This window comes from Streptomyces sp. NPDC006544, from assembly GCF_040611715.1.
GTDB lineage: Bacteria > Actinomycetota > Actinomycetes > Streptomycetales > Streptomycetaceae > Streptomyces.
The window spans coordinates 1-9,578 of the sequence record NZ_JBEXOV010000166.1 but is presented as its reverse complement, the minus strand read 5'-3'; the positions used below and the strand labels follow the sequence as shown (position 1 = coordinate 9,578).

General features: G+C 73.8%; 7 protein-coding genes. 3 read left to right on the top strand and 4 right to left on the bottom strand.

Features of this window, described 5'->3' with window-relative positions:
• Positions 1 to 95, top strand: a 95-nt coding sequence (locus ABZY44_RS36440) for a cold shock domain-containing protein (protein ID WP_356661634.1), incomplete at its 5' end; no start/stop codon positions are given.
• Positions 96 to 197: 102 nt separating this feature from the next.
• Here ABZY44_RS36440 and ABZY44_RS36435 read toward each other — a convergent pair.
• Positions 198 to 1,880: a BCCT family transporter gene (locus ABZY44_RS36435; RefSeq protein WP_356661630.1), complete on the bottom strand. Its 1,683-nt coding sequence runs from the start codon at positions 1,878 to 1,880 to the stop codon at positions 198 to 200.
• Positions 1,881 to 2,286: 406 nt separating this feature from the next.
• Between ABZY44_RS36435 and ABZY44_RS36430 the strand changes: the two genes are divergently transcribed.
• Positions 2,287 to 4,344, top strand: a complete 2,058-nt coding sequence (locus ABZY44_RS36430; protein ID WP_356661632.1) for a serine protease — start codon at positions 2,287 to 2,289, stop codon at positions 4,342 to 4,344.
• A gap of 81 nt (positions 4,345 to 4,425) precedes the next feature.
• Here ABZY44_RS36430 and bla read toward each other — a convergent pair whose 3' ends face one another.
• Both bla and ABZY44_RS36420 read right to left on the bottom strand, forming a co-directional pair.
• The gene (gene bla, locus ABZY44_RS36425) at positions 4,426 to 5,340 is read right to left on the bottom strand and encodes a class A beta-lactamase (RefSeq protein ID WP_356661628.1); all 915 of its coding nucleotides are present in this window, start codon (positions 5,338 to 5,340) and stop codon (positions 4,426 to 4,428) included.
• A 247-nt stretch (positions 5,341 to 5,587) separates the two neighbouring features.
• A complete protein-coding gene (locus ABZY44_RS36420) occupies positions 5,588 to 7,126 on the bottom strand; it encodes a DUF6056 family protein (protein ID WP_356661626.1) in 1,539 nt (512 codons plus the stop codon).
• Between the two features lie 259 nt (positions 7,127 to 7,385).
• On the opposite strand from ABZY44_RS36420, the gene ABZY44_RS36415 reads away from it, so the two are divergent.
• A complete protein-coding gene (locus tag ABZY44_RS36415; protein WP_356661624.1) occupies positions 7,386 to 8,870 on the top strand; it encodes a hypothetical protein in 1,485 nt (494 codons plus the stop codon).
• 26 nt (positions 8,871 to 8,896) lie between these two features.
• On the opposite strand, the gene ABZY44_RS36410 is transcribed toward ABZY44_RS36415, so the two are convergent.
• Entirely contained in the window at positions 8,897 to 9,376 is a 480-nt protein-coding gene (locus ABZY44_RS36410; protein WP_356661622.1) for a hypothetical protein, read from the bottom strand.
• Between the last annotated feature and the right edge of the window lie 202 nt (positions 9,377 to 9,578).

Genomic DNA, 9,578 nt, shown 5'->3' with positions numbered 1-9,578 from the left:
CGGGCTTCCGCGAGCTCCAGGAGGGCCAGGTCGTGACGTTCGACGTCACCCAGGGCCAGAAGGGCCCCCAGGCGGAGAACATCACCCCCGCCTGAGGCTGCGAAACGCACCTCGTCAGGGCCGCGCGGCCGGTGCCGCGCGGCCCTGACGCATGTCGGGACGGGGCCCGGCGGCCCGGCGCGGGGGGCGTCCCGCCGTCAGGACGGACCGCGGGGCGGTAAGGGCGAGGAGGGCGGCCGTGCCGCATCCGCCGCGCCGGGCCCGCCGGACGGGCCGATGCGGATCTCGAAATCGCCGCCGTACTCCTCGTGGCCCGCGGCGACGGCGACGGCGACGGCTTCCCTGCCCCGTTCGCCCTGGACGATGAGCGGGTCGCGGCGCAGGTCGCGCATGAGGGCCACGCACATGCCGATCATGACCAGGGTGAACGGCGCCGCCACGAGGACCGTCAGGTTCTGCAGTCCGGCGAGCGCGTCGCCCTTGCCGTTGCCGATGAGCAGCATGACGGCAGCGACGGCGCCGGTGACCACGCCCCAGAAGACGACCACCAGCCGGGACGGTTCGAGTACGCCCTTCTGTGAGAGCGTGCCCATCACGATGGAGGCGGCGTCGGCGCCGGAGACGAAGAAGATGGCGACGAGCACCATCACCAGCAGGCTCATGGCGGTGGGGACGGGGAACTGCTGGAGCAGCCCGAAGAGCTGCCCCTCCGGGGTGCTCTCCCGGCCGAGTTCGCCGCTCTCCCGGAGCTTCATGGCCGTGCCGCCGAACACGGCGAACCACAGCAGGCTGACCGTGCTCGGTACGAGGATGACGCCCCCGATGAACTGCCGGATGGTGCGGCCGCGGCTGATCCGGGCGATGAACATGCCGACGAACGGTGTCCAGGAGATCCACCAGGCCCAGTAGAAGACCGTCCAGCTGCCGAGCCAGTCGGCGACCTCCCCGGCGCCGGTGGCCTCCGTACGGCCGATGAGCTGGGGCAGGTCGCCGAGGTAGGCGCCGAGGGACGTGGGCAGGAGGTCGAGCACGATGACGGTCGGCCCGGCGATGAACACGAACACGACGAGTACGAGGGCGAGCACCATGTTGATGTTCGACAGCCACTGGATGCCGCGTTCCACGCCGGAGACCGCGGAGGCGACGAAGGCGACGGTCAGGACGGCGATGACGGCGACGAGCAGCGCGGTGCTGACCGAAGCCATCCACCCCAGCTCACGGATCCCGCTGCCGATCTGAAGGGCTCCCAGGCCGAGCGAGGCGGCGGAGCCGAAGAGCGTGGCGAAGATCGCCACGATGTCGATGACCCGGCCGGCCCCGCCGTGGGCGTGCCGGGGGCCGATCAGCGGCTCGAGCACCGCACTGATCGTCTGGCGGCGGCCGCGACGGAACGTGCTGTAGGCGATGGCGAGTCCCACGACCGCGTAGATCGCCCACGGGTGGAGCGTCCAGTGGAACAGGGTGGTGGCCATCGCGGTCTGCATCCGCTCGGCGGAGTCGACGGGGTGCGTGCCCGGCGGGGCCGTCTCGTAGTGCGCCAGGGGTTCGCTCACGCCGTAGAACATGAGCCCGATGCCCATGCCGGCGCTGAACATCATGGCGACCCAGGAGACGGTGCGGAACTCAGGGGGCTCGTGCTCGCGGCCGAGGCGGATCAGGCCGTAGCGGCTGATCGCCAGCCAGAGGGCGAAGACGACGAAGCCGCTGGCGGCGAGCATGAACGCCCAGCCGCCGTTGTGGAGGAGCCCCTTGAGCAGGCGGCTCGACACGCTCTCCAGCGAATCCGTCGCGACGGCGCCCCACAGCACGAAGGCGAGGGTCAGGCCCGCGGTGACTCCGAAGACCACCTTGTCCGTGCCGGAACGCAGATCCGTCGACAACGCAACCCCCTTCATCGAAGGACTGGAACCACCTCGCGCGACAGAGCGTCACTTACATGTGATTTAAGCTCATATCGACCGGAAGAAGGCCGTAGGCCGCCCGCGCGGCGGTTCGCCCGTCCCGTCGGCGTGCGCGGCTCCGCGCGCGGCCGGTACGCGGGGCGAACGCGCCGGGACCTATCGGCGGGGCCCCGGTGAGCGGCCGGCCGCAGCCCCGGAGCCACCCGCCCGGCCCAGAGCCCCGGAACCTTCTGCCGAGGGACATCGGCGCAGGGAGAGGCGGTGACCCGTGCCGTCCGCCCCGGTCGCGGGCGCCGTGACCGCGCGGCCCGTTGTTGCGACGTCGACCTCCATGGCAGCTCCTGGAAGGAGCCCGTACACCCGCCAGAACAGAACGGTGACCGCCATGCCGGCGACGGACGAGACCCGGGAACTGCAGCGACAGCAGGCCGCGGCGGCGGCGCAGAGGTATCGCGACGCGACCGCGGCGAGGGTGGTGATCGAGGACAAGCTGGCGGCGGGGGTGAAGTACCCCGACACCCGGCAGGCGATCGCCAACCGGGCCAAACGGCTTCTCGACCGGGGTGGGGTCCCGGCCGCGGCGGCGGTGGAGCGCATTCACGCGGAGGCACTGGACGGGCCCGAGACCCTGGAGCGGGTCATCGGACTCACCAAGGACCTCCAGCCGTGGAGCTTCCTGCCGCGGGGCGTCCGCGCGGGCGCCACCGTCGCCCGGATCTCGATCCTCCGCAACGGCCTGGAGCGGCCGCACGCCACCGGCTTCCTGGTGTCGCCCCGGCTGCTGCTCACGAACCACCACGTGTTCCCGAACGCGGAGACCGTGCGCCTGTGCTTCCTGGAGTTCAACGCCGAAGTCACCATCGACAACGCGCCCGACGCCACGATCCGGTACGAGCTCGACCCCGACACGTTCTTCACCGCGGACCAGCACCTCGACTACGCGCTGGTGGCGGTCGCCCCCGCCGCCGACGGCCGGCCTCCGGGCGAGGTCTTCGGGTGGAACCGGCTCAGCCTGGAACAGGGCAAGATCGTCTTGAACGACCCGGTGAACGTCATCGGCCATCCGATGGGCCGCCTCAAGGAGATCGCCCTGCGGGACAACGCCCTGGTGCAGAGGCTGGACGAATTCCTCCACTACCGCACCGACACGGAGCCCGGCAACTCCGGCTCTCCCGTCTACAACGACCAGTGGGAGGTCGTGGCGCTGCACCACCAGGGCGTGCCGAACACGGACCGGCAGGGCCGCATCCTGCGCAAGGACGGTCAGCCCTGGCGCCGTGGCATCGACGGGGACGACACCGTCGACTACGTCTCGAACGAAGGTGCCCGCACCAGCTCGATCCTCAAACATCTCGCCGCCCGGCGCCTGGACCCCGCGCGGCGTGCCCTGCTGACCGAGATGGGTCCCGATTCCGGCCTCCAGCAGGACCTCGCGGCGGACCCGGTGCGGACGGTGGTCGCGCCGCCCGCACCGCCCGCGCCGCCGCGCGAGGCCGCCGCGGTCGTCACCGCTCCCCGCCCCCCGGCCGTCGGCGGTGTCCGCGAGTCCCCGGGGCCCCGCACCGGTCTGAGCGCTCCGGAGAACGCGTTCGGCGGCCGACGGCACCTGGTGTTCCTGCACGGACGCAATCAGCAAGGGAAGGACCCCGTGGAGCTCCGCCGCGGCTGGACCGGGGGACTGAACCACGGACTCACCCGCGCCGGACTCCCCACCGTCGACCCGGAGAACGTCTGGTTCCCGTTCTACGGCGACCGGATCGTCGAAGCCACCGGGCGGCACGAGGCCCTCCCCGACGCCCGCGCCGACGGGTACGCGGACGACACGTACGGGCGGCTCGTCATCGACGCGGCGGCCCTGGCCGGCATGCCGCAGAACGGCCGGCCGGCCACGGAGGGCCTCGGAAGCACACTGGTCGGGTCCCTCCAGGGGGCCCTGAGCTGGCTGGCGGCCAAGACCGGACTGGACACCCTGGCCATCGAGGCCGTCTTCCGCGACGTGGACGCGTACCTCCGCGGCGGAGACATCCGCGAGGCCGTCCTGGACTGCGTGGCCGAGACGCTCCCGCCCGAAGGGGAGCTCGTCCTCGTCACGCACAGCCTCGGGACGGTGGTCGGCATGGACCTCATCGCCAACCGGCTTGCCCAGGGGACGAGGGTCACCCTGCTCGTCACGGCCGGCAGCCCCCTGGGGATGGACGCGGTCAGCAGTCGGCTCGTCCCGCCGGGCACACACCGCCCCGACGCCGTCGACCACTGGGTCAACGCCTGGTGTCCGACCGACGTGGTGGCCATCGGCTGCCCGCTGGAGCGCGTCTGGGGCAAGCTGACGGAGGAACACGCCGTGCTGAACGCGAACGACCGGGCCCACAGCATCGAGGAGTACCTCGCCCACCCGGAAGTCGCCACGGCGATCGACGCGTTCCTCGGCCGCCCGGTCCGGTGACCGGACGGGGCTGTCCCGCAATCCCCGGTGGGTCAGCGCACGGCGTCAGGTGCGGTGCATCGCAAGGCGGAGGAGCCCCCCTTAGCCGAGTTCCGCCGCCAGCAGTGCGGCGGTGCCGGCCACCAGCGGGTGGTCGGCCGGTGCGTCTTCCTCGTGCTTCGTCGTCAGGACGGCCAGTACGACCGGTGCGCCGTCCGGCGTCCAGGCGATGCCCGTGTCGTTGTTCCCCCCGTACCTTCCGCCCCCGGTCTTGTCGGCGAGGATCCAGTCGGCGGGGAGGCCGGCGCGGAACCTCTCGCCGCTGGTCGTGTTGGCGAGCAGCCAGCCGGTGAGCCGGTCCCGGTCCTGCGGTGCGAGCGCGTCACCGAGCGTGAGGCGCGCGTAGGTCCCGCCGATGGCGCGGGGCGTGGTGGTGTCGGTCGTGCGCCACGGTTCCGCCGAGTTGAGTTCGGGCTCCCATCGGTCGAGCCGGGTCCTGCCGTCCCCGATCGAGCGGCAGAAGCGGGTGACGGCGGTCGGTCCCCCCAGCTCGCGGAGCAGCAGGTTGCCCGCGGTGTTGTCGCTGTAGCAGATGGCCGCGTCGCACAACTGGGCGACGGTCATGCCGTTCTCGAGATTCTCGGCCCTGCCGGTGCGGGGGGAGTAGCCCGACTTCTCCACGTACTCCGCGGTGTACCGGACGAGCTTGGCCAGACCCTCGCCGTCGTGGTCGTGGTCGCGCAGCACGGCCGCGGCGGCGATCGTCTTGAACAGGGAGCACATCGGGAAGCGTTCGTCCGCGCGGTACGCCACCGTCCGTCCCGTGCGCAGGTTGCGGGCGAACACACCCAGGCGGGCGGAGTGCTGTTCCTCGAGCTCCCTCAGCCGTGAGGTGACGCCGTCCCCGGCTGAGGCGGCGTGCGCCGTCCCGCCGAGGGGCAGGGCGGCGGCGAGAGCCGCGCCGGCGCCGAGAGCGAGTGCGGTGCGGCGGGACGGGCGTGGTCCTGTGGTGCGCAAGGCGTTCCCCTTCAGAGGCGGTCATGACGTACGTCGAACGTGCGGCGGCCGGACCGGGTTCGCACCGGATGCGACACCCCGTGAGCGTCGCCCGTCCGCGCGGTTTCATGCCACCCTCGCCCGCCCGGGACGCGCACGGCATGAGTACGCGTACTCAGAGCCCGTCAGAAGGACGCGCGGGCCGCCTCCCCCGCGAACGCGCCACGCCCGGCAGGGGCTTGCGGGCCCTCGGATGCGCGGCCGCGGCTCAGCGGCGGTGGATCCGCTCCACGCCGTACCACTTCGACACGCAGGCGGCGACCCAGTCCCGCTGGTAGTTCGCCGTGTAGAACGGCTCGGCGAGACTGCCGATGTACAAGGGCCGGTAGCCCACGTCCGTGGCGCCGCGGGCCGCTTCGGCCCGGATGCGGGCGTTCTGGGCGTCCCAGGCCACGGAACGGGTGACCGTGGCGGTCGTGAGCCGCTGGACCTCGGGGACGAGCACGGCCACCGACGCCAGGGCCAGAACGCCCGCTGCGGCGGCGCCCCCGGCGAGGACCGCGTCGGCGGCGCCGCGGTCGCGGAGCCGCCGGCCGCCCCGCGCACCCAGCATCGCTCCGTAGCCGCAGAGCGCCAGTTCCATCGGCACGAGGTAACTCGTCCAGGTCCGGGCGTACGTCCACCCGCTGGGGCCGTAGCCGCTGCGCAGGCCCACCACCACGGCGAGCGAACCCAGCACCACCACGGGCACCGGGAGCAGCAGCAGGGCGATCAGCACCTTGCGCGGGAGGGTCCGGCGCGGCTGCGGATCCCGGTGCGCCCGCCGGCGCAGAGCGCTCGCCAGACCCAGCAGTACGCCGACGGCGGCGGCTCCGAGGTAGGCCCACTGCCCGGTGACGGAATCCCACATGCGCAGCCAGTCCCCGAGGACGTCCTTCATCCCGGTCGCGGAGAGCAGCGACTCCTTCTCGGGCTGCTGGGCCCGCCGCCAGCGGGCACCCGGGGAGGTGTAGAGGACGACCAGACCGCAGAGCAGGCCGGAGCACCAGAGCAGGCACCAGGTGAACGGGCGCCAGTTCCGCGCCAGGCCGAGGCGGGGCAGGCACAGCAGCCCGACGGCGGCGGCGAGCAGCCCGCTGACGAGCGCGAACGGCTCGCTCAGGGTCCCGAGCGCGAAGCCGATGAGGAACGCCGAGGCGAAGCCGGCCACGCGGACGCCGGTACGGGGATGGTCGGCGGTCCGGAGGGCCAGCAGGAGTGCCCACAGGCCGATGACGCTCGGGACGGTGTGGGAGATCGTGGCAGGGGCCCACAGCAGCACCTGATAGCTGCGGGGGCCCGCGAAGTAGATCAGCGCCTGTACGACCAGCGCGCACGCGGTCAGGAACAGCACGCGGGGTCTGCCGCCGAGGAACCGGACGAAGGAGCGCCCCAACAGCACGAGCGCGGCGGTGAAGGAGACCGCGATGACCGCCGGAAGGAGCTTGGTCCCGGCCAGTCCGTCGCCGTAGACGACACCGCTCAGGAAGGCATTGGCGACCCTGCCGTTCTGGGTGGTGTAGAAGTCGGACGTGATCCCGAGAACTCCCAGATCACGAGCCTTCCAGGCGGCGCACCAGTCGTCGGAGGTGGGCCGCAGGTAGAGACCGAGGAAGCATCCGACGGAGATCAGGGCTCCGGCCGCCGCGACGAGCGTCGCCCCGGCCGCCGGGAGGAGCCCGCGGGGGAACGGGCGGCGGCCGGGGCCCCGGCCCGCCCCGGGGGAAGTCGTCCGGGTGTCATCGGACTCGGCCGCAGCAGTGCTCATGTACCAGCCCTTCGCAGCGGGGCCCGGTCGGTGAGGCGGCCGATGCGCCCGCCGACCGCGGTGACCGAACGGCCCGCGGACCTCATGATGTGCACGGCCCGCCGCCCCCGGCATCCCGGGTGAGCCAGGTCGCGTACGGCGCCCCGGGGCCCTTGCGCCTCGCTCATCCGGACGGCGGCCGAGCCGTGGCAGCGCGGGCGCGGCTCTCCCAGGATGGGGCCACGGGTCCGCCTGCGAGGCCCCGGCGGAGGGAGTGACGATGCCCGGTGTCCGGTTCGGCCGCTGGGCGGTCGCCGTGGCCGCCCTGACGAGCGTCGCCGTCCCCGTGTGCGTCACGGGCGGCCACGCCGGGCGCCGCGCCGGCCCGGCGCGGCCCCTGCCCGTGGAGGCGGCCGGGTCCCCGGGCCGCCAGACCCGCGTGGCGGCCGAGCTCCGCTACGCCTCCCTGCCGGCGCACGCCGCCCCCACCGTCGGTCTCCTGTCCAACACGACGGCCGTCGAGGGCGTACCGCCCTCCGTCGCCACGGGCGCGCGGTACGTCGAGGGGAGCAGCGTCCTGCGGTTGGCGTCCGGCCGGTTGAAGTACCTTCCCGACGCCGGCACCACGTCCGCCGTGGTCGCCCCCGGCCATCCGCCCGCGTGGCGGCAGATCACACGGAGCCGCGCCTGGCTGGCCTCCGGCCGGGTGCCGGGCAGTTCGCCGACGCAGCGCGCGGCGGCCGAGCGGGCCCTCCTGGCCATGCGCGCCCTGCTCCGGCCGAACGGCGCCATGGCGGCGGGCTGGAGTCCGGGCTGGGACTACTCCTGGCCCAGGGACTCCGGCTTCGCGGCCGCCGCGTTCGCGCACACCGGTCATGACGCGGAGGCGTACCGGATCCTGCGCTACAGTTCCGCGACCCAGCGCGGGGACGGCACCTGGGAGGCGCGGACGAAGCTCGACGGGTCCGGCCCGCCCGACCGCAGGCGGCCGCAGCTCGACGCCAACGGCTGGGTCCCCTGGGCCACCTGGCAGTGGTACCGGACGGCCCCCGAGGCCACCCGCCGCGCCCGGCTCGGCCTCCTCTACCCGATGATCCGCAAAGCGGCCGACCACGCGGCGGGCTCGCTGCGCCAGGACGGGCTGCCCCCGGCATCCCCCGACTACTGGGAGCTGATGCCGTCCGCCACGACCATCGGTACGGCCGCGCCGCTGCTCGCCGGGCTCAACTCCGCCGCGGACCTCGCCCGCGAGGCCGGCCGGCCGGAGGACGCCGCACGCTGGGAACGGTCGGCCCGCCGGCTCTCCTCCGCGATCGCCGCGCGGTTCGCCCCCCTGGGATACCGGCGCACCGCCGACGGACGCCACGGGCACGACAGCGCGGTGGCGTTCATGGCGCCCCCCTTCAACGCCGCCCCGGCCGGCCTGTCCGGGGCGCTGGACGACACGTACGGGGCGCTGCTCCTGCCCAACGGGGGGCTGACCCCCGGGAACGACCGCACAGCGCCCTGGGGTGCGACCGCGTGGACGCCGAGCACGGCGCTGTTCGCACTGGCATGGGCTGCCACGGGGCGTCCGGACAGGGCCGGACGCGTCATGGAGTGGGTCCTCTCCAAGAGGAACTCGCTGGGCGAGCTGCCGGAGAAGGTGAACGGGGCGGGCGGGCCCGCCGCGGTCGCCCCCCTCGCCTGGACGGGCTCGATCACCCTCCTGTCCCTCGTGGCACTCGACGGCACGGCGCTCCCCACCCCGCCCCTGCGACCGTAGGCGCCCGGGCGGCCGCGGGGCGCGCGTCAGGCGGTTTCGCCGCCGTCCCCGGGCGGGGGAGCGGAGCGGACCTTCTCCAGCGCGGCCAGGAGCTGCCGGTACGCGAGCCTCTCGGCCTCCTGCGCCCGTTCGAGGGGCGGGTAGTGCGGATCACGCAGCGAGCGGGCCTGGGCCGCGGCGGCCAGGCGGAGGTGTCTCGCCCGGTCCACCCGGTTCCTGGCCCCGACGTACGCGTCGTCGAGGAGGCGGCGGTCGAGGGCCTCGGCGAAGGCGCGCTCCGCCAGGGCGTCGAGCCGGTCGAGCTCGTCGGCACAGGACTCGCCGCCGCAGCCCTCGTCGAGGGCCCGGGACAGCGAGGTCAGGGTCGCCCGGAGCTCCGGATACTCCCAGGCGGGCGCGGCGTCCTCGCGGCATCCGGTGGCGAGGGCGGCCAGCGCGGCAACGGAGGCCACGGCGCGGGCCGTTCCCCGGCGCGCGCGCCCGCCCATGGTGGAGCAGGACATCATGCGAGCTCCGATCGCGGGTGGGGGAAGGGGGAGAAGCGGGGGACAGGGTGCACCGGGAAGCCACGGCCTGCCCGGTGGGGCTGGGCCGCCATCCTCGCCCGCTCAGGTCAGCGCTGCCACCGGGAGGGCGCCCGGGCTCCAAGGAACTGGTGGCCTGGCTGCCGACCCAGCTCGGCCTCGGGGCCGGCGACCAGGTCGCGTA

Bases quoted from the DNA above. Each gene is read 5' to 3' on its own strand.
- ABZY44_RS36430 (WP_356661632.1), top strand. From the start codon at position 2,287: ATGCCGGCGACGGACGAGACCCGGGAACTGCAGCGACAGCAGGCCGCG.
- ABZY44_RS36420 (WP_356661626.1), bottom strand. From the start codon at position 7,126: ATGAGCACTGCTGCGGCCGAGTCCGATGACACCCGGACGACTTCCCCC.
- ABZY44_RS36415 (WP_356661624.1), top strand. From the start codon at position 7,386: ATGCCCGGTGTCCGGTTCGGCCGCTGGGCGGTCGCCGTGGCCGCCCTG.
- ABZY44_RS36410 (WP_356661622.1), bottom strand. From the start codon at position 9,376: ATGATGTCCTGCTCCACCATGGGCGGGCGCGCGCGCCGGGGAACGGCC.